This window comes from Pseudomonas sp. PSPC2-3 (assembly GCF_049898265.1).
Lineage (GTDB): Bacteria > Pseudomonadota > Gammaproteobacteria > Pseudomonadales > Pseudomonadaceae > Aquipseudomonas > Aquipseudomonas veronii.
This window is the reverse complement of sequence record NZ_JAFCXJ010000010.1, coordinates 335277-358196: the sequence shown is the minus strand read 5'-3', so window position 1 is coordinate 358196 and position 22920 is coordinate 335277. Positions and strand designations below refer to the sequence as shown.

Below are 22920 nucleotides of genomic sequence, written 5' to 3'. Positions count from 1 at the left end.
ACCTGCGCCCGCCGCGCCAGTCACCGTAACACAAACCCACTGTGTGAGGGGGCTTGCCCCCGATAGCGGAGTGTCAGTCACAGTCTCTGTGCCTGACCCACTGCTATCGGGGGCAAGCCCCCTCCCACATTTGGTTCTGTGCTTGGTTTGGGCGCGGGCTAAATGCCGATGTTGCCCAGGGTGATCACGATATTGCGCAGCGTCCCGGCAATGCCTGGGTGGTCTAACTCGAAACCTTCTACCGCCCGGTTCACATCGTCTACGATGCTGGGCGGCTGGGTGGCCGGTTCCAGTTCAAGTTGTACTTCAAACTTGGCCAGCAAGGCTTCCAGCGCTTCACGTTTTTCGGCTGGCAGCGGTGGTTCCTGGTCCAGTTGCTCGCGCAGGATGTTGACCTGTTCTTGCAGTTTTTCGCGGGCAGGCATGGTGTTGTTCCTTTTATCGATAGGCACTGGCATAGACCACGGCACGCCGAGAAAGGTCTACGAGAGGAGCTGTAGATTAATCTACCGGCGCCGTCTGTGCATGATCTCAATCAGGGCTTTTCGCCTTTGAGCTGGCGCAGGCTGATGTCTGCCAGGCAGGTGCCGAGCTCGCCGAGGTGATCGATCACCGAATGCACCCCCAGCCCATACAGCGCCACGGTGGCCTTGCCGCGTTTGTATTCGCGTTGTTGGTCGGTCAGTGCCTGCCATTGCTCGGGCGCCAGGCCGCACAGCGAACCGCAGGACGCCAGGCCGATAGTCCACAGCCCGGCATTCAGGCCCGATTGCAGCAGGCGCGGCTCGCCGCTGACCAGCACGCAGCCTTCCAGGCGTTCGATGTTCAATTCCATCAAGGCTTGCCAGCATGCATGTGGGGCGGGCCAGCGGATGGTTGAGGGCGCTGCGGCCCTGAGCCAATCGGGCAACGCGGCGGTCAGTGGGGCTGTTACCGAGGGCGGCAGCTCATCCAGCCAGGCGCAGGGCACGCCTTGTTCCTTGAGGCTGCGCAGGACCTTCAGCGCACCTGGCGTGGCTTCGGCGTGCGGGGAGGGTGAATCGGTGCGCGCCTGGGAACCGAAATCGACCAGGCAGCCACTCAGGCCAAACAACACGGCGGTCAAGGTGGGTGCAGTGGCGACGGCAATCTCGGCGTGAGGCATTTCGACATCCCTGAAATAGCTACGACGCTATCGGAGTGGCGTGACAAGTCCGTGACAGTTTGTAGGAATTTTGTACATTTTCCGTATGTCGTTTCCTGGCAGCTGCCTAAAAGGACACTTCCGTCATATACTGGCGCCTTATTCAGGGCATAGCGCCCATGACAGACTATTCAAGGAGCAAAAGCTATGCGCTGGAGCCACTACTTCGCTCAGTTTTCGGTGTGTGCCGCTATCCTGATGGCCCCTTTCGCCGCACAGGCCGCGTCGGAAGATGATCCATGGGAAAGCATCAACCGCCCGATCTTCACCTTCAACGACACCGTTGATACCTACGCCCTCAAACCATTGGCCCAAGGCTATCAGTTTGTGACCCCGCAATTCGTGCAGGACGGCGTGCACAACTTCTTCCGCAATATCGGCGATGTCGGCAACCTGGCCAACAACGTGTTGCAACTCAAGCCACACGCGGCCGGCGTGGACACTGCCCGCCTGTTGATGAACACCACCTTCGGCGTGCTGGGCTTTATCGACGTCGGCACCAAAATGGGGCTGCACCGCAGCGACGAAGACTTCGGCCAGACCCTCGGTTACTGGGGCGTCGGCAGCGGTCCTTACGTGATGCTGCCGCTGCTGGGCCCAAGCACCCTGCGCGACGCGCCGTCCAAATACGTGGACAGCTACACCCAACCGTACCGCTACATGAACGACATCGGCTGGCGCAACAGCACCTTCGGCCTGAACATCGTCGACACCCGTGCCAGCCTGCTCGACAGCGAGAAGTTGATCACCGGCGACAAGTACACCTTCATCCGCAACGCCTACCTGCAGAACCGCGAGTTCAAGGTCAAGGACGGCAAGGTTGTCGACGACTTCTAGGTCGAGACCTCTTGAAACGAAAAAAGGCGACCATGTGGTCGCCTTTTTTGTGCGCGGGTATTAGCGCATTTTCAGGATCTTCAGCCCCAGATGCTGGCCGTCGCCCTCGTTCTTCGCCCATACCACCTGGGTGTCCGCTTCCAGGCCCGCGAGGGCCGCGTGCTCCGACTCGATCCGCACGGTCAGCAGATCGCCCACCGTGAACTGGCGAGGTGCCTGCACCTGCATGCCGGAGCTGGAGAGGTCCACGCAAACCCCGTCAATTTCTTGCCCGGCATGGATCAAAGAGACATTGGCATCCACTCGCATGCGGATGAAATCGCGCTTTTCAGCGTAGTCGCGCTCGTGTTCGCTCACAGCTTCCATCCTTACTTTGTGTTGTGGTGATGGCTGTTCTTATAACTCCCGGTGATTTGCGATGTAAAGACGTTCGGCGACCATCGGCATGAGCTTGAAACCCCTGTCGGATGGGAGTACCGTCTGCGCCTTAGAAGGGCATCTCTGCTTTACCTTTGTGCGTGGGCAAAAAGCCTATGCTTTGTAGGACAGAGAGGCTAGAAAGCGAATCCAGTAGCGTGAGCCCGGCCATTGCCGAGCCGCCTACGCCAACCTAATTCTGGCGCCGTTTGCCCACATGCCAAAAACCAGTGCCACGCTGCTGATAATCGATGACGACGAAGTAGTGCGCGCAAGCCTTGCGGCCTATTTGGAAGACAGTGGCTTCAGCGTCCTGCAGGCCAGTAATGGCCAACAGGGTCTCCAGGTATTCGAGCGCGACAAGCCCGACCTCGTGATCTGCGATCTGCGCATGCCCCAGATGGGCGGCCTCGAACTGATTCGCCAGGTGACCGAGCTTGCTCCGCAGACGCCGGTGATTGTCGTGTCCGGTGCCGGGGTGATGAACGATGCCGTCGAGGCCCTGCGCCTGGGCGCCGCCGACTACCTGATCAAGCCCCTGGAAGACCTGGCGGTGCTGGAGCACTCGGTGCGCCGCGCCCTGGATCGCGCACGCCTGCTGGTGGAAAACCAGCGCTACCGCGAAAAGCTCGAAACCGCCAACCGCGAACTCGAAGCCAGCCTGAACCTGCTCCAGGAAGACCAGAACGCCGGTCGCCAGGTGCAGATGAACATGCTGCCGGTCAGCCCGTGGACCATCGATGAGTTCAAGTTTGCGCACCAGATCATCCCGTCGCTGTACCTGTCGGGTGATTTTGTCGACTATTTCCGCGTAGATGAGCGGCGGGTGGCGTTTTATCTGGCCGACGTGTCCGGCCACGGCGCGTCCTCGGCATTTGTCACCGTGTTGTTGAAGTTCATGACCACACGGCTGCTGTTCGAATCCAAGCGCAATGGCACCTTGCCGGAGTTCACCCCCTCCGAGGTGCTGGGCCACATCAACCGAGGCCTGATCAGCTGCAAGCTGGGCAAGCACGTGACGATGGTGGGCGGCGTGATTGATGAAGAAACCGGTCTTTTGACCTACAGCATCGGCGGTCACCTGCCGATGCCGGTTTTATACACTCCTGACAGTGTGCGCTACCTGGAAGGGCGTGGTCTGCCCGTCGGCTTGTTCAATGAAGCCACCTACGAAGACCACATCCTGGAGCTGCCGCCGACCTTCAGCCTGACGCTGATGTCCGATGGCATCCTCGACCTTCTTCCAGAGCCTACACTCAAAGAGAAAGAAGCTGCCTTGCCCCAACGGGTCAAGTCGGCGGGCGGCAGCCTGGATGGCCTGCGGCAGGTTTTTGGATTGGCCACGCTAGGGGAGATGCCGGATGATATCGCCCTATTGGTGTTGAGCAGGAATCTTTGATGAGTACCGGAAGAATCCAATTCGCCGAGCAAGACGGGACGTTTGTCCTGAAGTTTGTCGGTGAAGTGCGCCTGACCTTGTGTTCGGCGCTGGATGCAACGATTGAGCGGATCTTCACAGCGCTGAATTTCTCGGCGATCGTGATCGATCTGACCGAAACCCGCAGCATCGATAGCACCACGCTTGGGCTGTTGGCCAAGTTGTCCATTCTGTCTCGGCAGAAGGTCGGCCTGTTGCCCACTGTCGTCACTACCCACGAAGACATCACCCGTCTGCTGCAGTCCATGGGCTTCGATCAAGTGTTCAACATCGTTGACCGCCCGATCCCCTGCCCGGAATGCCTGACCGACCTGCCGTCCCAGGACCAATCCGAGGAAATCGTGCGGATCAAGGTGCTGGAAGCGCACAAAATCCTGATGGGCTTGAACGAGTCCAACCGCGAAGCCTTCCACGACCTCGTCAACGCCCTCGAACGCCACTGACACTCCCCAGGTGTGGGAGGGGGCTTGCTCCCGATTGCCCCAGACCTGTCAGTACATGCCTAACGGATTGACACAAAAAAGGGCGGAACCCTCACAGGTCCCGCCCTTTTTGCTGCCGCCGCTGTTACAGCTTGGCTGCCAGCAACGCCTCCAGCTTCTCCTGGTCGCGGGCAAACTGACGAATCCCCTCGGCCAGCTTCTCGGTCGCCATCGCATCCTCGTTGGACTCCCAACGGAACTGCGCTTCAGTCAGATGCACCCGCGCTTCACCGGCATGGCCTGGCGACAACTTGCGCTCCAGCTTGCCGGTATCGGCCGCCAGTTTCTCCAGCAGGTCCGGGCTGATGGTCAGGCGATCACAACCGGCCAGCTCTTCGATCTGGCTCAAGTTGCGGAAACTCGCCCCCATCACCACGGTCTTGTAGCCATTGGCCTTGTAGTAGTTGTAGATGCGCGTCACCGACTGCACGCCCGGATCGTCGGCGCCGGTGTAGTCGTTGCCGTTGGCTTTCTTGTACCAGTCGTAGATACGGCCCACGAACGGCGAAATCAGGAACACGCCCGCTTCGGCACAGGCCACGGCCTGGGCGAAGGAGAACAGCAGCGTCAGGTTGGTCTGGATGCCTTCTTTTTCCAGCTTCTCCGCCGCGCGGATGCCTTCCCAGGTGGACGCGATCTTGATCAGCACGCGATCACGGCCAACCCCGGCTTTTTCGTACAGGTCGATCAGACGGTGCGCGCGCTTGAGTACGGCGTCAGTGTCGAACGACAGGCGCGCATCCACCTCGGTGGAGATACGGCCGGGCACCACTTTCAGGATCTCTTGACCCACCGCCACCGCAAAACGGTCGCTGGCCAGGCCGACATCACCGTTGCAGTCCTTCACGCACTCATCCAGCAACTTGGCATAGCCCGGGATCGACGCGGCCTTGAGCAGCAGGGAAGGGTTGGTGGTGGCATCTTGCGGCTTGAGATTGGCGAGGGCCGCAAAATCGCCGGTATCGGCGACGACGGTGGTGAACTGTTTGAGTTGTTCCAGCTTGGAAGTCATGAGCGTGCTCTGTCCTATGGGTCTGATGACATTACCCGAGCGCTGGCAGGCGCTCAAGGGCGCAAATGCGTTCGATCGTTTGCGAGGGCAACAACCTGAAAACAGCCGTTTGAATGACTGGCCTTGCTGGTAAATAGGAGGGCAAAATCGCCCGCAGGTTCAACCCAACAGCCCAATGAACACCGCGATCAACCTGTGGGCGCCGGTTTCACCGGCCCTCCAACAACTCCGCCGCCTGATCCAGCAACGCCAGCGGGTCACTCGCTTTATGAATATCCACCGACAACAACTGCCGGAACTTGCGCGCCCCAGGGAAACCCGTGCCCAACCCCAGCACATGCCGCGTAATGTGATGCATCGAGCCACCGCTTGCCAAATGCTCCGCGATATAAGGCCGCAACTGCGCCAACGCCTCTGCCCGACTGATCACCGGCCGCGCGCTGCCAAACAACTGCTGATCCACCTCCGCCAGTAAATACGGATTGTGATAAGCCTCCCGGCCCAGCATCACCCCGTCAAACGTCTGCAAATGCTCTTGGCACTGCTCCAGCGTCTTGATCCCACCGTTGAGAATAATCTCCAACTCGGCAAAATCGCGCTTCAACTGCGCCGCCACGTCATAACGCAACGGCGGAATGTCGCGATTCTCCTTCGGCGACAACCCCTCCAGAATCGCAATCCGCGCATGCACGGTAAAACTGGTACACCCCGCGTCCTTCACCTGCCCGACGAAATCACACAACTGGGCGTAACTGTCCCGCCCATTGATCCCGATACGGTGCTTCACCGTCACCGGAATCGACACCGCATCGCGCATCGCCTTCACGCAATCCGCCACCAACGCCGGATGGCCCATCAGACACGCGCCGATCATATTGTTCTGCACCCGATCGCTGGGGCAGCCGACGTTCAGGTTCACTTCATCGTAACCGGCAGCCTCGGCCATACGGGCACAAGCGGCCAGATCGGCGGGAACACTGCCGCCCAGTTGGAGGGCGAGCGGGTGCTCGGCGTCGTTGTGGCGCAGGAAGCGCTCGTGATCGCCGTGGAGGATCGCGCCGGTGGTGACCATCTCGGTGTAGAGCAGGGCGTGTTTGGAGAGCAGGCGCAGGAAGAACCGGCAGTGGCGGTCGGTCCAGTCCATCATGGGTGCAACGCTAAAGCGCCGAGACAGTGCGGGGCTTGATTCTGCTGGGCTAAAGCTCTGTTTTTGAATCATTTTACTCAACGTGTATTCGGCAGGTTTTAGGGCGTTTTCAGGCCTTTTTTAAGGCTCGGTGGTACGATGTACCACCCAAAAACTGACGCGTACCACTTTCGATATGGCGACTATCAGGGCAAGAAAACTGGCGGATGGGACTCTGAGCTACACGGCTCAGATCCGCATCAAGCGCGACGGAGTGCAAGTCTACCAAGAGAGCCAGACCTTCGCCCGAAAACAGGCCGCCCAGGCCTGGGCGCGTAAGCGCGAGTCTGAGCTGGATGAGCCTGGTGCGATCGAGCGGGCAAACCGTAAGGACGTCACCGTCAAAGAAATGATCGAGCAGTATCTGTTGGAAGTGGAGAAGGCCCGTCCGCTGGGCAAAACCAAGAAGGCCACGCTCGAAGCCATCGGCAAGATGGACATCGGCAAGCTGAACGATACAGACATCAATACCCAACGCCTGGTCGACTTTGCCCTTTGGCGCATGAGCAAGGCGGGCGGCGGGGTCCAACCCCAGACCGCCGGCAACGACCTGGCGCACCTCGGCGCTGTTCTGGCGATTGCCAAAGACGCATGGGGTTACCAGGTCGATCCACTCGCGATGAGCGGCGCCCGACGAGTGCTACGGAAACTCGGCTACAACCTCAAAAGCCGCGAGCGTGACCGCCGGCCGACGTTGGACGAACTGGGAATGGTGCTGACGCACTACCAAGCCATGCAGGCGAGGCGCCCGAGCGTCACTAATATGCTGAAGGTCGTGGGTTTTGCCCTGTTCTCCACGCGACGGCTGGATGAAATAACCCGTATCCGTTGGGCGGACGTCGACGAGCCTGGCCAGCGGGTGCTGGTGCGCGACATGAAGAACCCCGGGCAGAAGATCGGCAACGACGTTTGGTGCTACCTGCCGGATGAGGCGTGGCAGATCCTCCAAACAATGCCGAAGGCCGGCGAAGACATATTCCCCTACAGCCCTGAATCTATATCCACCTCCTGGGCGAAAGCCTGCAAGTTTTTGAACATCGCGGACCTGCACTTTCACGACCTTCGACATGAAGGCGTCAGCCGCCTGTTTGAGATGGACTGGGACATTCCGCGTGTGGCTAGTGTTTCCGGCCACAGGGATTGGAATTCGATGCGTCGATACACCCACCTGCGCGGCAAGGGTGACCGCTATGTGGGCTGGGAATGGCACGAGAAAATCCTGAGGGCGCCCGTCCAACTGGGCGCCGCATCACAGAAGTGGCTTAAAAGGCGTGTTTTAACCCGTTGAGCTGGTTGTGCTCTTTAACCGCGGCGGCGCGCTGTCGATCTAGATATGCGGCCAGGTCAGTGAGATGAACGCCCTTGGCCGACTTCTGGCTCGGCTCCAGGCGTGTGATGGGAATCTTGATCTGACCACTCATCACCTTGCGCTGGAACATTTCCGGCGTAAGGTGCGTGAAGTAATCCCGGCAAACCTGCTCCAGCGAGATGATTGCCTGGCCGTCGTATTGGGCCATCAGGATAAAGGCTGTGTTCATGATGGACCCCCTCACATCCGAAACGATTGGTGAATGAACACCGGCTGAGCCTTATGTTCTGCGGGTTTCGCCATGGCGCCCTGGATTTCGCAAACGAACTGATGCCGCTTTTGGTTGGGCGCAGTCAGCGCCTCGGTCAAGCTAGGCACGACGTCGGTGCATTGCTCGTAGGCGTGGGGGCCGCTCCAGCTATCAGCCTTCACCACCTGGCAATCCGTTCGTGACGCATCCGCGCACAGGTACAGCAGCAGGAATACGGTCATGACTCGTCTCCCGGAAACCCTGGAAAGTCATCGTTGGCGTCGAGTTCTGCGTAAGCGAACACCCTCCAATGGATACCGCGACGAAGGTAGTGGCCGAGCATCCAATGGATGACAGCGGCTTGCTCATCTTCACTACGCTCCCCAATACAGTGCCCTTGCTGCCGCAGTAGCTGGGCTGTACTGGCTAATTTGGTGTGAGGAATACCTAGGATGTAGCGCAGGTCAGCGGTCAGTTCCAATGGTGCCGATACTGGTGTCACTGGCTCAAAAGAGTAAAAAGTGCGGGTGTCGCTCGAATTTTGATTTGAATGCATGGTGCTTCTCCTTTCAGGCAGTGGGGGAGTTGCAGCTCCCCGTGTCTGGCCTGTGTTGGGTATCAGTGCGCGTATCGACGCGGTTTGTTCTGTTTGGCCGCTTCACGCTCGGCCATGAATGCAGCCCATTCCGCCGATTTGCTCTGCTGACGGATGCGGCTACAGGCGCCGTGCTTCCGGGTGGAGCGTGCCTTGCCGCAGATGTCGCAGCGGCTGGGCAAGTCCAACCGGTGGCTCGCCATAGCGGGGCGGGTTCGGATTCTTGGGTCCATCAGTTCCCTCCCATGAGCATGCGCGTCAGTGCATTGGGCTGGCCGTCTGGAGTCAGCTTGTCGAGTGGTTGTGTGACACTGCGGCCGTTCCCGGCGCGCAGAGTTGCAACATTGCCGTCGATGGCGACGATCACGCCTGTACGAGCGCTCAAACGATATTCCCGACCGCCGCAGCTCATTGCGACGTAGCTGACCGTGTCGCCGATAGCCAGCGGGGTTGTGGTAGCCTCTACAGCGCCGCCTTGGGGTTGATTCACTTGCATGGTGCTTCTCCTTTGGGTGGTCGGTGTCGAGGGGTTGCAGCCCCTCGACACCACCTTCTTATCGGCTTTCGCCGGTTGGGTTTTGCTTCCGCACCAGGTGCAGCAGCAGGTTCTCAAACTCAACAACCTCATCAGTTGCTGACTGCCATTCCAGGACTGCCTGGATCTGTTCCCGGCTGCACTCCAGCACGAGGATTTCTTTATCGCTTACCGCACGAACCTCCAGGATCGCGACCAACCCAGCGGGGTCGTAGGCTTCGGCGTGAACAATCTTCCCTGACTCGTTGAACCAGGCCTTCAGCTCTTTCAGATGTCGTAGGCGGTTGGTTTCCCCCTTTTCGCCGTCGCCGGTGATGACTTGTACGTGCATGGTGCTTCTCCTTTGGGTGGTGGCCGGCGTTGCAGCGCCTGGCGGGTGTTGCTGTTGATTGGTCAGGCCTGGAAGTGCCAGCACTTCACGATGGGTTGCTTGGTGATGACTGCGTTGCTGGTCTTGGCCTGGTGAGCCCGTACCGCGCTGTCAGTGGCTTTGTTGATGTCGAGCAGCTTCCGGGAGCGGGAGTCTTTCAGGCGCTCGCGCAGCTCGCTGACGTCGGCGATCTTCTGGCGATACTCGGCCGCGCACTTCACAAAGTCGTTGAGGTTGATGGCGATGATGTTGTCTTTCTTGCTGTGGTTGACCACCGGGCCGTCGGCGTCGAGACCTTCGAGGTACTCGTACACTTCCCAGAATTCAGCCACTACCGGGTGGTCGGAGCTGATCGAAGACTGGCGCTCGATCGCCATGCGAATAATCTGCGTGCGGGTGTGGCTGATCTGCGGTTCAGTCAGAGGCACCACCATGCACAGGCAGTCGAGCAGGGCTAGCAACTGGGCGTGGTTCTTGTTGATCCGCTCCACGCGGATGTAACCGCGCAGCTTGTTGCCACAGTGGTGACAATCGCTTTGCTCGTCGTGAAACGGGGTCTCGCAGGCGAAGCAATGCGAATGCAGATTGCGCAATTTCGCCTCGTAGCCAGGGATGCGCTGGGCGAATAGGTCCATCACTTCCAGCTCTTTGCGAACGGCCTGTAGAACAAAATTGCTGAGTGTCGAGCCTTCCAGAGCGTTTAGCCGGTCTGCCGCCGCGCGGCTCTCAGGCGTCACGTTCGGGCGCACAAAATGCAGTTTCACGATCCGGGTCATGATCGCTTCAGACGCCACGACAGGGGCGTTCTGGCTGATGGCGATCGTGCCGCGAAATGGGGGCTCGTAGGTCTCGTTGCCGGCGGTTTTAACGCCCTTGGTCGCGAGCGTCCCGCCGCCGTAGTAGTCCTTAAGTTCGTCCCACTCAAAGGTCTTGGCGTGGGCCTTGTCGTCGCCGCTGCGGTCAGATTCCAGCAGCACGATGGGCATGCCGGAGACCTGGCCCATCAAGCGGCTGCGGCCGGCCTTGGTGGATTTGGACGGGTCGAACCCTTCGTAACCGTCCCGGCCCGCCAGTTTCCAGAGCAGGGTGAGTAAGGTGGTCTTGCCGGCGCCGGCTTCGCCCGTGGCTTCAAGAAACGGAAACGACTGGTACCGAGCGCGGATCTGTTCGGCGAACAGTGAGCCAAACCAGAAAGTCAGTGCGACGATGCCCTGAGCGCCGAAGCACTGCCACAGAAGTCCTAACCACTGCTGATCGTATTTTTTGCCATCCTTCTCCAGATCGATCTTCACGCCCTTTTGCAGGGTCTTGAGTTTCAGCTTGCCCATCTCAAAAAACTCCTCTTCGTTGATGTGGATGACCTGGCCTTCGCGGACGGCGACGTCGTTGAACACGTAGCAGTGGTATTCCTTGCTGTAGCCCACGTAGTCGATGGTCTGAACGGTCTTAATGCCGAAAAGCTGGTCTTTCATGAGTTTGTCCAACTGTTGTCCACTGCCGGTGAACACGGCCCCGGCGCCCATGCCGAGAAGTCTTTTTTTGAATTCGCTGGCGGCGGCGACCTGGCCACCGGTGAAGGTGTTTTTCACAGAGCCACCGTCGTGCGGGAAGTCGACGCGGAAGAAGTACCAAGATTCGTCGGTGATCTCGTTGCGTTGGAAATAGAGGGCTTTGGGGTAGCAGTTGGCGATTTCGACGACGCAGCCGGCCACGTTCAGCGCTTTCTCCCGGAGCTGCTTTTCGTTCAGCACCTGGGCTTCCTGGTCATCGCTTTTCTCCAGCGCTTGCTTGGCACTGTTGTATTTCGCGAGATCCAATTTCCACCAATACAGGCGGGAGTCGAAACAGAAGTGGAACTCCTCCCGCTCCCGCCACTGGTACATGAGCAATGCCTTGTCGCTGGCACTCTCAGCAATGAGCAGGGCGCCCTGGTGACGGGCTTCTTTCAGGTCTTTGTCGATGCGCTCGGCACGGGCTTTCTCGTCGTCGATAAACGCCCATCGCTGATGCAGATCGTTCCAGTCAACCTTGCGTGCATCCGGCTGCGATACCTGGGCGGCGTCGCAGGTGAAGCCGAGTTCGCGGGCACGTTTGACCCAGCTACGTGTGTATTTGTGAGCGCCTGGCTCGTTGTCCAAGGCCCAAACCAACTTGGGTGTTTTACCGCCGCGCGCGGTGACGAGTGCCTTCAGCGACTCTTCTGGAAACGCGTTTGACGACAGGGCGGCAACAGCAGATATGCCGTTCTGAACGAGCGCTATGGCATCGAAAATGCCTTCAACAATCCACAGCTCGTCTACCTCCAGCAGGTCTAGGCATGGCGGGCACCACCAATGCCCCCTGTAGCTATTGAGAGGCTGGAAGCGGGCCTTCTTCTTGCCGAAGCGGGAAGGCTGGTCAATCAAGCGCTCCCAGTACCCACCATGCTCCAGGGGAAAGCGGACGGTTGCTGAGCCGATGTTCAGGTCGCGATCGAAGTAGCTCTCCTGGGTGTACCAGCCCTCAATCAGCTCGACGCGAAAACCTCGGGCAAACGACAGGTACGCCTTGGCACTGGCGGCAGGCTGATCACTGGTGGCCGGCGCACGCTTGCTCCAGTCGTCGAACAGGTCCGGGTACAGCTCCTTGGTCGGAGCCATGTACCGGCATTTTTCCTCGCGGCCACAGCGTATGAACCAAGGTTCGTCGTGGCGGGAAAACAGGCGTTTCTGATTGCATTGCGGGCAGGTGCCCTTGCGCATGTAGTGCGTGCCGACCATGTGCTGCAGGCCGTAATCAGATTCCAGGCGCTGAAGTACATCAGTGCGGATCTGTTGCTCCATGGGCTTGCGATTCACTGCGCATGCTCCGCAACAGCCACGACGAGCTGCTTTTTCAGCTCGCTGCGCGTCTTGCAGATGCCGGCCAGGTAGGGCAAGTCCTCAAGCACCTTCGGTGCCCGCTGACCGCTCGGCACATTCCGGTAGCGATCGGAGTACCAAATATCAGCCATGGTGACTTCGTACTGAGTGGTCAACCACAGCAGGTATTTCTGCGCCTGCTGTTCGTCCAGCTCCAGTTTTATGGTGATTTTGCTCATTTCGGCCACCAGTAAGTTGCAAGTTTCCCCTACCCACGCGGCGCGGGTATCAATCAGGGATGGGGTTCGGATTAGTGCGGGAGGTTGCGAGTCAGCAGCAGCCGTGTGGGGAGCAAACGTGCTGAAACGGGGTGTCGCTGTTGGGTGCAGTTATCGAGCAGCCAGATGACCGGGCGGTACGCGCCGCTGTTGGGGTGAACGCCAAGCCAGGCAATACGCTTGCAGGTCATGCTCTCGAACTCAGAGACGGCCAACTCAGCGATGCGCTGCACCAGATGCTGAGGGACTTCAAGAGACAGCGTCAGGTACCGGGCGCAGTTGTCGAGCAATTGGCTGTCACCGGCCAGATGCTCGCAACGGTGGCGGTAGAGGTAGGCCACCGCCGCTTGTTGCATCGCGGCACGGTAGTCGCTGGTGGGGTTGGTAGTCAGGGCGATGGTTTTCATACGGTTGTGGCCTCCATTTCCAGCTGGTCCAACAGATCGGGTTGATCGTTGGCGGTTTTCATTGCCTGGCGACGAATGACCACGTCCGCAATCGGCAGCTTTACAGCTGGGTTGGGCATGCCGCTGGGGCTCAGTTCGTGGGTCATTTGAAATTCAGCACGCACCGACCAGCCGCATGCTTCGTTGGTGCATTGCATGTAGGTGATGCGCAAAAAGATGTGCTGGCCTTCGCTGGTACGGATACGCATGCGGCCGTGGCAATGGGGGCAGACAAGTTTGTAGGTGCTCACTGTACGGTCCCCTTGCTGTGCAACTGGATCGTGGCAAGCACTTCTGAGTGGCGGGCAGACATATAGCGGTTATGGGCAGCGATGATTGCCTCGGCTTCATCCGGCTCAATCACTCCATCGTCCAGCGCCTTGGCGATGATCTGGTCGACGACGCCCCGCTTGGCAGCAGCATTGACGGAGCGGCTGTAGAGGTCGACGTTGTCCAGTTTCTCTGGCTTAGCCAGGGGAACGAACATGCCGCCATACAGCGCCGCGATGTACTCGGGCAGGTGAGTAGTTCCCGCATCCTGTTCCAGGCAGTGAATTTGCTCATCCGTCAGAGGCCGGCTACCGGCGTTTTCGTAGATGTGGTTATCGAACTTCTTGAGTTCGTAACCGAGGCGAGCTGCTGCGCATTCACGACCGCCTTTGTAGTCGTTGATCACAGCGCTCATGACCTGCCGCTTAGTCGCTAGAACTGGGCGTTTCATCTTCTGGTTTCCCCTTGGAGCCAGAGGCCCTAGTTTGTGATCACGCCGTCTTTCTTGATGCCGAGTAAAACGGCGGCGCGATGGGCCTCACCGCGCAGGCACTTTTTCTGCCCGTTCAGTACCGCATACACGGTTGAGGGATGAAGGTCGTACTGAACGGCGAAGTCCTTCACGGACATACCCCTTAGTTCCAGGCGTGTTCTAGCGTCCTGGCACGCTTGCTCGGGTGCGTAGGTGGCGTGCATAGTTCGGATTCGTGTGATTTCGCGTAATGGTGTGATGATATTGGTTCATATATTTGAACCTGTCAATGCTTGAGGTTCAAAAATATGACCATCAGCGTTCGGCTGAAGGAAGAGAGGTTGCGCCTAAAACTCAGCCAGACTGATTTGGGCGCGGCTGGAGGGGTCGGAAAAACCACTCAAATTAATTATGAAAAAGGCGCCGGAAGCCCGGATGCGACTTATTTGGCAGCCGTGGCAGAAAAAGGCGTGGATATTTTTTATGTGGTCACAGGTCAGCGCCTGTCTTTGGAGGACAGAACGCTGTCAACCGATGAAATGGAGATGGTCGAAATCGTGCGTTCTTTGAATGAAGACGACAAAGGCGCAGTGAAGCGGCTCTTACAGGCATTCAACCAGAAACGATAAGGAAGTCTGATGAACCAGGGAAACAAGGTTTTGATATTGATTTGCGGGCTGCTGCTGTCTCTGACGTCGGTTGCTGACGGAAGGGAGCGGTCCATATCAAGCGCGGATTTTGGAGATGCGTGGCCTTTCACAGTCGACAGCGTCGACCTTATGTGCGACGGACCATCGCCCAAAGCATTGGCCAGGACCGCTGATGGAACAGTCTATGCGCTAAATGGGAGTGCCCGCACGATCGCCAAAAGTCGCGGTTGGGCAGACGGACAGGATATTACAAAGCCAAACCCTTCCATGCCGGCCATAAAGATGGACTACAGCAACTTTGTACAAATCGCGCAGGATTTATGCCCGAAGCCGTGATCCGTTTTCTGAAAATTATTACGTAGGATTGTTGCGCACCTGCACACGCTGAAAATTCTTCTCTCCACCGGGTGCTTTGGTTGGCACCTAGGTTGGTGCCAGGCATCCGGATGTGTGGAAGGGAGTGACACATGTCCACGAGTAACGGGGAGCAGGTCAAGCAGTCGGAGAGCGTTGAGTTTGAGAATTTGAATCAGCGCGAGAGGTTGGTTTTGCAGATGTTCAGGCAACTTGATCAGCAGCGACAAAAGGACATTCTGCGGTTCATTGATGTGCTGTTAAACGCGAAGTGATGGAGGAACCCGGCAATGCCGGGTTTTTGATTGAGGTTGACCCAGAGCATAGGGAGGGCACGTGTCTAGCGATTATCAAAGCCTTGATACAGATCGTCTGAAGCAAGTATTCAAAGAGCGCATAACAAAACCAAGATGCCCGTTTTGCGAGCACGATGATTGGGTGTTGCCTCATGTTACAGGCTCTACTGGTGTACGGATTCCCTGGGCGTTTGGGCAAAATTTTGCTCTGAGTGGCCCAGCTGCGGTGATGCTTTACTGCAAAAATTGTGGGTTCATGCGCTTGCACGCCCTTGAGGCATTGGATGGTGTTCTTGTCGAGCCCGACGTAATTGAAGTCGGTCCGCCCAAGGAGACGCTATGAGCGAGCCGTTTGAGCTGGTTAACCTGAATGACAGGTTCCCTGGTCGCTTCGAGGGTGACAGAAATGGAGGTGGGGACGATAATGGAGTCAGACCCCCACCGGGACCCCCGGGAGATGATCCAATGGAAGCGCGCGTAGCGAAACTTGAAACCCACGTTGAGTACATCCGTAGAGATCTGGATGAAGTCCGTGGTGACGTCAAAATCATCAAAAATAGGCTGGCCTATTTCGCTGGTGCTTCGCTGGTTATCGTGGCCATTCTGGCTTGGGTAGTGAACAATCGGTTTGACCAAGTACTTCAGCTACTGACCAAATAGGTCTCTGATCTTCATTCAAACCCGGCGATTGCCGGGTTTTGTTTTTTGGGACGGGTGAATCCTTACGCGCCTACGGTCTGCATTTTCTTCCACTCTCGATCCACCGCCCGCTTGGCCGTCTTTTCGCTCGCGTATAGCCACCGCAACCGTCTCGGTTTCGACTGATCCCCCGCCGTAATCGTCTTTTCCTTCCCTGTTTTATGGTCCCGGTAGTACGCGATGATCCCCGTGTAATCGCCTCTGTTCTCTTCCGCCAGGTCCTCAACATTGTCCTCCGGCAGCTTGCTCTCCAGCTCCAGGCTCACCGTATACCCGCCGTCCGCACTCAGGCTGTGCTGTACGTTGCCGCCGTACCAGATGATCTCGTCGATTTCCGCTTTCACGCCCTGGAGCGTGTACGTCAGCTCAGGGATCAGATCCGGCCGGCCCATGGCCAGGTTGTAACTGAGTGTGGCACTGCCGCGTTGCAGCCGCCGGAACTCAGACCGTGCGGCGCGCAGGGCAGACTGCTGGTCGCTGTAGGTATGGCGCAGGTCTTTGAGGTTGTCACCGCCACCGGCAATGGCTTCCTGTTTTTTTGCACTGCTCACGTCGTAGTAGTACGCACGCACGCCGTCGTAGCTGTCGCGTTCGGCCTGCAGGTATCGGTGTTGGTCACCGTCGGCGCGGGTGAGGGTGATGTGTGGCAGATCCAGGCCGCTGGCGGTCTTGCCTCCGCCGGCCGGTAGGCACAGCAGGCAACCGGCTTTGACACTGGCCACCGCGTCGAACTCTTCGCCCAGGCGGCTGATCAGGTTGGCGTCGGATTCGTTGGCCTGGTCGAGCTGCAGGATGGGCAAACCGTCGAGCGTGCCGGCAATGGTGGTGGTGAGGCCGTTGCCGATGGCGATATCGCCCAGGACTTTGCCGAGGGTGGTGTTGCTCCAGCTGCGCTCGCGTTTGGTTTTTAGGCCCTTGCGCAGGTCTGCCGATCGAGCGCGGATGCTCAGCACGTCCGGAGCTCCTGTGTGTTCGGTTTCGTCGACGGTATAGGTGCCCTTGTCCACCAGGCCGGTATCGCTCCAGCCCAGCCACAACCGCAGCACCGCGCCCTTTGGCGGGATCGACAGCAGGCCGTCATGGTCACTGAGGGTAATACTGAGCTGGTCGGCCTCGACTCCGCGGTTGTCGGTCAGCTCCAGGCTCATCAGGCGAGGGCTGACCAGTTGCGCGATGTCCAGGCCGTCGACGGTGAGCCTAAAAGCCGGCACGGGATAGGCCGCGTCACGGACATACTGCTCGGCGGTGCTGCGCACGTAGCCGGTGACTTTGGATATGACCGATTCGATCACAGCAGGCCTCGCAGGATGTTGACGCCAGTACTGGTAGCCGCACCCAGCAGGTCGATGCGGTCGTCGTCGGTGCGCTTCAGGCTCAGGGTGAACTCGATGCGCCGTGGGGTACCGTCGCTGAAAAAGATGGTCTTGGTCTCGCTCATGCTTTCGATCACCCACAGGCCGTAGATCCGGCCACTGCCTTCGACCATGGGCCAGGCCTTGCCGGTGTTTGCCATCAGGCGCAGGGCGTCGAGGCTGAGGGCGCTGCCGGTCAGCTCCGGCAGGATGATGCCGGGGAGGGTGATAGTGTCTTCGCCACGGCCGACGAATTGCCTCGCGGGAGCGGCGCCGACGCGGTTGTTGCTGGCGTGACGCCAATCGGTTTGGCGTTGCAGCTCCTGGTAGGCGGCGGTTCTGAGGCTGAACACGAACATGCCGAGGGCCATCATCATGGTGGTTATTCCAGGTCCGAAAGTTTGCTGCGCTGACGCGCTTTCTTTTCGTTTTCGATGCGGGTCAGCATGGCGCGCACGGTCTTTTCCAGGCTTTGCAGGTCTGTGCCAGGCCCTGCTGTGATGGAGAATTCGTAGGTGTCGTGGCTGTCGTAAACGGCTGCGGCAGGCGCACTGCTGATGGGGGGCGTGTTATCCACGGCAAACGCCGGCATGGCGGTTGCGCCCAGGGCCAAGGTTCCGGCGGCGGTCAGCTGTTTGCTCATGCTGGTCAGCGCGTTCAGCGGGCCTTTCTGCCCACCTTCTAGGCCTTGAGTGAGGCCGGCCATGGTGAACCCACCCAGCTCCGCGAACACCCGTGATGGGCTGTGGATGCCGAGTTTTTCCTTGAACCAACCGATGCTGGCGTCGCCGATCGAGCTGATGGTGTCTTTGACGGCGCCGAGACCGGCTGTCAGCCCATTGACCAGACCATTCACTATCATGCTGCCGAACTCGGTGAATTTCCCAGGCAGTTCCACGCCGAAGTAGTTCATAACCCCGGAAAAGGCCTGGTAGAACAAGCCAAGCGGGCTGAAGTTAGTGATCAACTGAAGAATGCCAGAGAGGCCCTGGTCAAAGCTGGTCTTGATGTTTGCCCATAGGTTGACGGCACCAGTGGCGATTGAGCTGATGCTCTGCAGCAGCGTCATGATCATGTTGCCGAAGGCTGCGCCGAACCGCTGCCCCATCGATTGGGCCGCGCCGCCGACGTCCTCGACCGGTTTCAACAGGTCACTGAACCAACCAATCAGACCGCTGATGCCGGCGGAGATCATGTCGAACAGTGGTTTTACGATGCTGCCAAGCAGCCGCAACGCAGTCCCCACAACAGGTATGGAATAGGCGGCTTTCGCCAGACTGCTCAACAGCCCGCCAAATTTACTGAATCCACTGAGCACGGGTTGCAAGGCTGCGGTAAGCCCTTGCCAGAAGCCGAGGAAGAAACCTTTTATCGGCTTCCAGTATTTGTAAACCAGGAAACCAGCAGCGATGAGGGCTGCAATTGCTGCCATCAACCATCCAATAGGTGTTGCGAGTATCGCAGTGCCGATTGTGCTGACAGCACCACCCAGTGTGGTAGCGAACAGACGGGCACCCTGGGCCAACATAGGGAACACGTTACGCGCCAACCCGGTCAGCGTTGGGAGCAACCGGCCGAGCATTTTGGTGATGCCGCCACCCTGGAGACCGAATATGGTCATGCCGTAGCGCAGCACGGCGAACGGTCCAAGCATGCTCGCCATGGTCAATGCCAGGCCACCGAACACGAATGCCAACGCAGCAATCGCGGCCACGACCTTGACCAGGCCTCCGGCCAATTTCGGATTCTCTCGAGCCCAGGCGCCGATGCTGTTTGCGATCTCGCCCAGGGTTTTGATCAGGTCCTTCAGGTCCGGCGCAACGGCTGCGCCGAACTCTGCCATGGCGTTGGTGAAGCTGCCTTCAGCCGCTTCCATGATGTTGGTCAGGGTGTTGAGCTGTTCGTTGACGCGGGTACGCAGATCGGCCTGAGTTTGCAGCTTCTGCTGGACCTCCTGATACCCGGCCAGCCCCTTGTTCATCATGGTGTTCAAGGTGGTCAGGGTTTCAGCGTCATCCCCGAACAGCTTCTTGATGATGGCGTTGCGGTCGACGTCGTTGAAGGCCTTGAGCTTTTCAACCTGGGCATACAGGTTCTCCAGACCGGCAAAGTTTCCCTTGTCGTCGGTGAACTTGAAGGACACGCCAGTATTGCCACCGGCCGCGATCTTGTTGGCGCTATTGACGTGGTCCCCGTCCAGCCCTGCCTGGAAGATTTTGCGGAAGGCGTTGCCGGCGGAACCGCCCTCCATGCCAGCCTGGTCCATCATGATCAGCAGCGGTGCCAGTTCCTTGGCTGCATCGATCCCTGACTTCTTGATGACGTCCATCACCGGGGCGATTTTGCTGAAGCCCTGAAGCATGTTGCCTGGGTCAACGCCGGCATAGAACCCGCGCTGGATGGTGTCCATCAGGCCCATCATGTCTTTTTCAGTGGTGCGCGTGGCGTCTTGCATCTTGGCGGCAAATTCCGCCGCCTCAGTGGCCTCCATCTTCAGCTGAACGCCCAGGTACGCGGCTGCCTCACCCGTGCCGCCGAGGATGCTTTGCGCGCTCAGGCCTTGGCGCCGAAGCATGGTCATCATGTTCTGGAAGTCCGCCGTGGTGCCTGGCAAGCGGTCGCCCAGCTTGGTGGCCAGGTCGGTGATCTTCTGGAAGTCCTCCGAGACCTTGCCGGTGTCGTCCATCATCGACACCTTGAGCTGTGTGGCGGAATCCTCGTTGGGCGCGAAGGCTTTGACTGCGGCGGCAATCGGTCGGCTTGCTGCGTAGCCCACACCCAGCCCTGCGGCGCCGTTCACGGCGAGATTGCCGGCGGCGCGCTGGGACTTTTCCATCTGGCTACGAGCCAACGCTGCGCGCTTGTGCTGGGCGCTCAGCTCGGCCATGCGCTTGCCTTGCGTGCTGATGCTGGCGTTGGTGGCGTTGATTTGCTCGCGCAGCTGGCGCTCATGGGTGCCGAGATTTTTAGTGCTGATGCCGGCGTCGTAGAGCTTCGATCGCAGCCCTTGCAACTGCACGTTCTGCTGTTGGTGCTGCTGCTTGAGCCGCTGGGCCTCGCGCACCGCTGCTTGAAAGCTCCTGGTCATCGCCCTGGTCGGCGCGTCGGTCGCGGCGAGTTCTTGGCTGAGGGATTTGACTCGGTCGCGTGCAGCGGTGAGTGACGCGCCGGTTTGTTCAGCGGCTGCCCGCTGAGCCCGCCAGGCGCTGACGTCTTTCTGCTGGGAGGTGAGTTCTTTCAGGCGGTCGCGAGCGGCCTTGAGGGCGCGCGCGGTCTCAATGCCCCCTTCGCTGATGTGCTTCAGCGGGCGGGTGGCCTTGTCGATGGTACTGAGCAGCACCTGTAGTCGCAGATCATTTGCCATCGGTCGAACTCCGCACCCTGGCGCGCTCGCGCCATTCCATCAGCTCTTGCAGGCCCAACTGATCCATATCAGCCGGTGCCCAGTGAAAAACCACGGCCAGGTCGGCCATGGCGTCGTCTACGCAACGAGGGATGCGTCCGTCTTCATCGATTTCTGTAGCAAAAAACCGCACACCTTGGTGCCGAGTGCGAACAGATCGGCAGGGTCCATCGACGTGACTTCGACGGCAGTGAGTGTCGGGTTACTGATGCGCGGCACGACCTTCACCAGGCTGTTGACGTCGATTTGCAGCAGTTCGGCCAGGCTCACACCGCGCAGCTCGCCCGCGTTGGGTTTGCGCAGGGTGATGCTGTTGATGGTGGTGGTGCCACGGCGGATTGGGGTGTCGAGGATGACGGTGTTGTCGTCGGCCAGTGGCTTAACTTCAGCTTCGTCGGTACCTGCGGTTTTCATGGATATAGCTCCGGGTGATGGGTGAACGGGTTATTGGGTGGGGTGGGTGGTCAGAAGCCCAGGGCGTTGCGCTGTTTCTCCAGCATGTCGACGCCGTTGACCTTCTCGATGAAGTTGAGCAAGTCGATCTCGATGATCTCTTCGTTGTCGACGGTCAACTTGTAGTAGGTGCAGGTAGTGGTCATCGAATGCTCGGTGTCTTCCCCTGGTGTGGCATCACCCATTTCGATGGTCTCGTGACGTCCGCGCACAACGATTTCCACAGCACTGATTTCGGCCGTGTCGTCCTGCTCAAAGGCCCCGGTAAAGCGAAGGGCAACGCCCGAGGCGTTCACCATGCCGAACTGTTTCAGGCTGATCAGATCGAGGCCGCCGGTCTTCCATTCGAACTGGATGCCGTCATCGGAAAAGCCCAGGTCAGCCTTGACCGGGCCGTTCATGCCGCCGCCGCGATAGGCTTCCATCTTGCGGCCGAGGGCGGGCAGGGTGACGGACTTCACCACACCCCTGTAGATGTTGCCGTCGTTGAACAGCATGAGGTTCTTGAGTTTGCGAGGCAGGGCCATGGCGGTGTTCTCCGGGATTCGGGTTCTGGGTGAGCTCCCCTTGCGGGGAGGCCCGGTTTAGCTGTTGATGCCTTTGGCGAAGTCGATCAGGTAGCGGTCGGTGATTCGCTGGCGGAAGGTGAGGTCTTCCAGGGGCGGCACAGGCGTGTAGTCGTAATCCACCCAGAGCTTTCCGGCCTTGAGGGTGTCCTTGTCGTTGACGTCTTCCGGGTACCAGCAACTGCCGCCGATCAGGTAGCCCTGGGATTTCAGCTCGCGCATCTTGGCGTTCACGCCTTCAATTAGGTCGCGCACGAGTGAAGCGTGCATGGGGCGGTCAACTGCCCACATGTGAGCCTCGGCCATGGTGTCAGCGAGGATCTGCGCGGTGCGGGTGTAGTTCTCGAAAGCGAACTGCGGATCGTCGCTGCAGGTGCGGCTACCCCAGAAGCGGAAGCCGTTGGCGTTTATCAGGGTGGTGACGTCGTTACTGTTGAGGTAGTTGGCGTCGGTGGCCGGGTTTTGCAGATCCCAGAACACGTCGGCGCTGATGCCGGTGACACCGCTGACGGCGACGTTAGACAGAGTTTTATGCCAGCCCGTCTCCTGATCGATCTTCGCGCGCAGACCGAGGGCGCGAGCCACTGCCGAAGCGCTGGCAGTCTTGTTGGCGACGGTGTCCCAGCTCAGGAAGTCCGGCCAGATCACCATCATTTCACGGGCGCCGAAGTTCTCGCGGTACGCCACCACCTCTTCCTTGGTTTTGCAGTTCCAGGCGCTGACGTAGGCGAACGCGCGTAGGTCTTTGGCGATGCTGCCGAGTGCGGTGGCCACCGGCAAACTGTCGAGGCCAGGCACGCCGAGAATACGCGGCGTCATGCCCAGGCGGGCCTTGGCGGCGAGCAGAGCTTTCATGCCGGTGTATTTGCCATCGGCATTGGTGGTGCCGATCAGCGCGGTGGTGGTAGCCGCTTCGTCTGCGCCTTCCTTGACCCGTACCACGATGACGTAGGGCTTGGTCTGGTCGGCGATACCTTGCAGGCTGGCTGCCAGGGTGCCCTTGACGCCGGCCTTGCCGACGGCGGTTTGCACGTTGGTGATCAGGACGGGTGTGTCCAGGGGGAAAACGAGCGGGTCCGCATCTTCAGCCGTGCAAACCATGCCGATAACTGCGGTGGGGATAGTGCGAATGGGGCGGGTGCCGTCGTTGAGTTCGATGACCCGCACGCCGTGGAGATAATCGGCCATGGGTTATGCCTGCGCTGTGATGGAATGACAGTACACAGG

General features: G+C 59.2%; 33 protein-coding genes. 9 read left to right on the top strand and 24 right to left on the bottom strand.

Annotated elements, in window-relative coordinates; genetic code table 11:
* Nucleotides 1-158 precede the first annotated feature (158 nt).
* Both ACP7E3_RS24310 and ACP7E3_RS24305 read right to left on the bottom strand, forming a co-directional pair.
* Nucleotides 159-425: a DUF4404 family protein gene (locus ACP7E3_RS24310; RefSeq protein WP_108524363.1), complete on the bottom strand. Its 267-nt coding sequence runs from the start codon at nt 423-425 to the stop codon at nt 159-161.
* Nucleotides 426-535: 110 nt separating this feature from the next.
* Nucleotides 536-1144 carry a hypothetical protein gene (locus ACP7E3_RS24305; protein WP_046384311.1) on the bottom strand — a complete coding sequence of 203 codons (609 nt, stop codon included), beginning with the start codon at nt 1142-1144 and terminating at the stop codon, nt 536-538.
* Nucleotides 1145-1381: 237 nt separating this feature from the next.
* Between ACP7E3_RS24305 and ACP7E3_RS24300 the strand changes: the two genes are divergently transcribed.
* On the top strand, nt 1382-2020 hold the full coding sequence (locus tag ACP7E3_RS24300) for an MlaA family lipoprotein (RefSeq protein WP_371928131.1): 639 nt from the start codon (nt 1382-1384) through the stop codon (nt 2018-2020).
* Between the two features lie 60 nt (nt 2021-2080).
* Here ACP7E3_RS24300 and ACP7E3_RS24295 read toward each other — a convergent pair whose 3' ends face one another.
* Nucleotides 2081-2377, bottom strand: coding sequence for a PilZ domain-containing protein (locus tag ACP7E3_RS24295; protein WP_057003772.1), 297 nt, complete (start codon nt 2375-2377; stop codon nt 2081-2083).
* A gap of 277 nt (nt 2378-2654) precedes the next feature.
* Here ACP7E3_RS24295 and rssB point away from each other — a divergent pair, with 277 nt between their 5' ends.
* Nucleotides 2655-3836: a two-component system response regulator RssB gene (gene rssB, locus ACP7E3_RS24290; RefSeq protein WP_017848892.1), complete on the top strand. Its 1182-nt coding sequence runs from the start codon at nt 2655-2657 to the stop codon at nt 3834-3836.
* Nucleotides 3836-4318 (top strand): anti-sigma factor antagonist RssC, encoded by a 483-nt coding sequence (rssC, locus tag ACP7E3_RS24285; protein WP_017848891.1) that lies wholly within the window; start codon nt 3836-3838, stop codon nt 4316-4318. Before rssB ends, rssC begins: the two co-directional genes overlap by 1 nt.
* A 124-nt stretch (nt 4319-4442) precedes the next feature.
* Here the strand turns inward: rssC and tal are convergent, their stop codons facing one another.
* Nucleotides 4443-5369 (bottom strand): transaldolase, encoded by a 927-nt coding sequence (gene tal, locus ACP7E3_RS24280; RefSeq protein WP_017848890.1) that lies wholly within the window; start codon nt 5367-5369, stop codon nt 4443-4445.
* A gap of 208 nt (nt 5370-5577) precedes the next feature.
* A complete protein-coding gene (dusA, locus tag ACP7E3_RS24275; RefSeq protein ID WP_426124654.1) occupies nt 5578-6588 on the bottom strand; it encodes a tRNA dihydrouridine(20/20a) synthase DusA in 1011 nt (336 codons plus the stop codon).
* 103 nt (nt 6589-6691) lie between these two features.
* Between dusA and ACP7E3_RS24270 the strand changes: the two genes are divergently transcribed.
* The gene (locus tag ACP7E3_RS24270) at nt 6692-7843 is read left to right on the top strand and encodes a tyrosine-type recombinase/integrase (RefSeq protein ID WP_426124652.1); all 1152 of its coding nucleotides are present in this window, start codon (nt 6692-6694) and stop codon (nt 7841-7843) included.
* Here ACP7E3_RS24270 and ACP7E3_RS24265 read toward each other — a convergent pair.
* The 12 genes from ACP7E3_RS24265 to ACP7E3_RS24210 form a co-directional block, all read right to left on the bottom strand.
* Nucleotides 7818-8093, bottom strand: coding sequence for a pyocin activator PrtN family protein (locus ACP7E3_RS24265; RefSeq protein WP_126589590.1), 276 nt, complete (start codon nt 8091-8093; stop codon nt 7818-7820). The two genes, ACP7E3_RS24270 and ACP7E3_RS24265, sit on opposite strands and share 26 nt — an antisense overlap.
* 11 nt (nt 8094-8104) lie before the next feature.
* Nucleotides 8105-8356 carry a hypothetical protein gene (locus tag ACP7E3_RS24260; protein WP_079443082.1) on the bottom strand — a complete coding sequence of 84 codons (252 nt, stop codon included), beginning with the start codon at nt 8354-8356 and terminating at the stop codon, nt 8105-8107.
* On the bottom strand, nt 8353-8670 hold the full coding sequence (locus tag ACP7E3_RS24255; RefSeq protein ID WP_321851106.1) for a hypothetical protein: 318 nt from the start codon (nt 8668-8670) through the stop codon (nt 8353-8355). The genes ACP7E3_RS24260 and ACP7E3_RS24255 overlap by 4 nt, the downstream gene beginning before the upstream one ends.
* Before the next feature lie 62 nt (nt 8671-8732).
* On the bottom strand, nt 8733-8942 hold the full coding sequence (locus ACP7E3_RS24250) for a hypothetical protein (RefSeq protein ID WP_079443084.1): 210 nt from the start codon (nt 8940-8942) through the stop codon (nt 8733-8735).
* Nucleotides 8942-9205, bottom strand: a complete 264-nt coding sequence (locus ACP7E3_RS24245) for a hypothetical protein (RefSeq protein WP_426124649.1) — start codon at nt 9203-9205, stop codon at nt 8942-8944. The genes ACP7E3_RS24250 and ACP7E3_RS24245 overlap by 1 nt, the downstream gene beginning before the upstream one ends.
* 58 nt (nt 9206-9263) lie before the next feature.
* On the bottom strand, nt 9264-9575 hold the full coding sequence (locus ACP7E3_RS24240; protein WP_426124647.1) for a hypothetical protein: 312 nt from the start codon (nt 9573-9575) through the stop codon (nt 9264-9266).
* Nucleotides 9576-9637: 62 nt separating this feature from the next.
* Entirely contained in the window at nt 9638-12436 is a 2799-nt protein-coding gene (locus ACP7E3_RS24235; protein WP_426124661.1) for a toprim domain-containing protein, read from the bottom strand.
* An 11-nt stretch (nt 12437-12447) separates the two neighbouring features.
* The gene (locus tag ACP7E3_RS24230; protein WP_426124645.1) at nt 12448-12693 is read right to left on the bottom strand and encodes a hypothetical protein; all 246 of its coding nucleotides are present in this window, start codon (nt 12691-12693) and stop codon (nt 12448-12450) included.
* Between the two features lie 71 nt (nt 12694-12764).
* Entirely contained in the window at nt 12765-13139 is a 375-nt protein-coding gene (locus tag ACP7E3_RS24225; protein WP_321851113.1) for a hypothetical protein, read from the bottom strand.
* On the bottom strand, nt 13136-13429 hold the full coding sequence (locus tag ACP7E3_RS24220; RefSeq protein WP_201021999.1) for an ogr/Delta-like zinc finger family protein: 294 nt from the start codon (nt 13427-13429) through the stop codon (nt 13136-13138). The genes ACP7E3_RS24225 and ACP7E3_RS24220 overlap by 4 nt, the downstream gene beginning before the upstream one ends.
* The gene (locus ACP7E3_RS24215) at nt 13426-13899 is read right to left on the bottom strand and encodes a YmfL family putative regulatory protein (protein ID WP_079443091.1); all 474 of its coding nucleotides are present in this window, start codon (nt 13897-13899) and stop codon (nt 13426-13428) included. The genes ACP7E3_RS24220 and ACP7E3_RS24215 overlap by 4 nt, the downstream gene beginning before the upstream one ends.
* A 29-nt stretch (nt 13900-13928) precedes the next feature.
* Nucleotides 13929-14144, bottom strand: coding sequence for a DNA-binding protein (locus ACP7E3_RS24210; RefSeq protein ID WP_201022000.1), 216 nt, complete (start codon nt 14142-14144; stop codon nt 13929-13931).
* Nucleotides 14145-14228: 84 nt separating this feature from the next.
* Between ACP7E3_RS24210 and ACP7E3_RS24205 the strand changes: the two genes are divergently transcribed.
* The 5 genes from ACP7E3_RS24205 (at nt 14229) to ACP7E3_RS24185 (ending at nt 15880) form a co-directional block, all read left to right on the top strand.
* A complete protein-coding gene (locus ACP7E3_RS24205; protein WP_426124642.1) occupies nt 14229-14549 on the top strand; it encodes a helix-turn-helix domain-containing protein in 321 nt (106 codons plus the stop codon).
* Between the two features lie 9 nt (nt 14550-14558).
* Nucleotides 14559-14906, top strand: a complete 348-nt coding sequence (locus tag ACP7E3_RS24200; protein WP_426124640.1) for a DUF2511 domain-containing protein — start codon at nt 14559-14561, stop codon at nt 14904-14906.
* Between the two features lie 131 nt (nt 14907-15037).
* Nucleotides 15038-15199: a hypothetical protein gene (locus tag ACP7E3_RS24195; RefSeq protein WP_426124638.1), complete on the top strand. Its 162-nt coding sequence runs from the start codon at nt 15038-15040 to the stop codon at nt 15197-15199.
* Between the two features lie 61 nt (nt 15200-15260).
* Complete coding sequence (locus ACP7E3_RS24190; protein WP_426124636.1) at nt 15261-15563, top strand: hypothetical protein; 303 nt, start codon at nt 15261-15263, stop codon at nt 15561-15563.
* 122 nt (nt 15564-15685) lie between these two features.
* Entirely contained in the window at nt 15686-15880 is a 195-nt protein-coding gene (locus ACP7E3_RS24185) for a hypothetical protein (protein ID WP_057704567.1), read from the top strand.
* 62 nt (nt 15881-15942) lie between these two features.
* Here ACP7E3_RS24185 and ACP7E3_RS24180 read toward each other — a convergent pair whose 3' ends face one another.
* The 7 genes from ACP7E3_RS24180 to ACP7E3_RS24150 are packed head-to-tail and all read right to left on the bottom strand — an operon-like array spanning nt 15943 to nt 22881.
* Nucleotides 15943-17211: a phage late control D family protein gene (locus ACP7E3_RS24180; protein ID WP_426124634.1), complete on the bottom strand. Its 1269-nt coding sequence runs from the start codon at nt 17209-17211 to the stop codon at nt 15943-15945.
* Nucleotides 17208-17648 carry a phage tail protein gene (locus tag ACP7E3_RS24175; protein ID WP_426124632.1) on the bottom strand — a complete coding sequence of 147 codons (441 nt, stop codon included), beginning with the start codon at nt 17646-17648 and terminating at the stop codon, nt 17208-17210. Before ACP7E3_RS24175 ends, ACP7E3_RS24180 begins: the two co-directional genes overlap by 4 nt.
* Nucleotides 17649-17653: 5 nt before the next feature.
* Nucleotides 17654-20635, bottom strand: coding sequence for a phage tail tape measure protein (locus ACP7E3_RS24170; RefSeq protein WP_426124630.1), 2982 nt, complete (start codon nt 20633-20635; stop codon nt 17654-17656).
* Nucleotides 20625-20744: a GpE family phage tail protein gene (locus ACP7E3_RS24165; RefSeq protein ID WP_078049802.1), complete on the bottom strand. Its 120-nt coding sequence runs from the start codon at nt 20742-20744 to the stop codon at nt 20625-20627. Before ACP7E3_RS24165 ends, ACP7E3_RS24170 begins: the two co-directional genes overlap by 11 nt.
* A gap of 8 nt (nt 20745-20752) precedes the next feature.
* The gene (locus ACP7E3_RS24160; RefSeq protein ID WP_126589577.1) at nt 20753-21088 is read right to left on the bottom strand and encodes a phage tail assembly protein; all 336 of its coding nucleotides are present in this window, start codon (nt 21086-21088) and stop codon (nt 20753-20755) included.
* A gap of 50 nt (nt 21089-21138) precedes the next feature.
* A complete protein-coding gene (locus tag ACP7E3_RS24155) occupies nt 21139-21654 on the bottom strand; it encodes a phage major tail tube protein (protein WP_126589576.1) in 516 nt (171 codons plus the stop codon).
* A 57-nt stretch (nt 21655-21711) separates the two neighbouring features.
* Nucleotides 21712-22881: a phage tail sheath protein gene (locus tag ACP7E3_RS24150; protein WP_426124628.1), complete on the bottom strand. Its 1170-nt coding sequence runs from the start codon at nt 22879-22881 to the stop codon at nt 21712-21714.
* Nucleotides 22882-22920 lie beyond the last annotated feature (39 nt).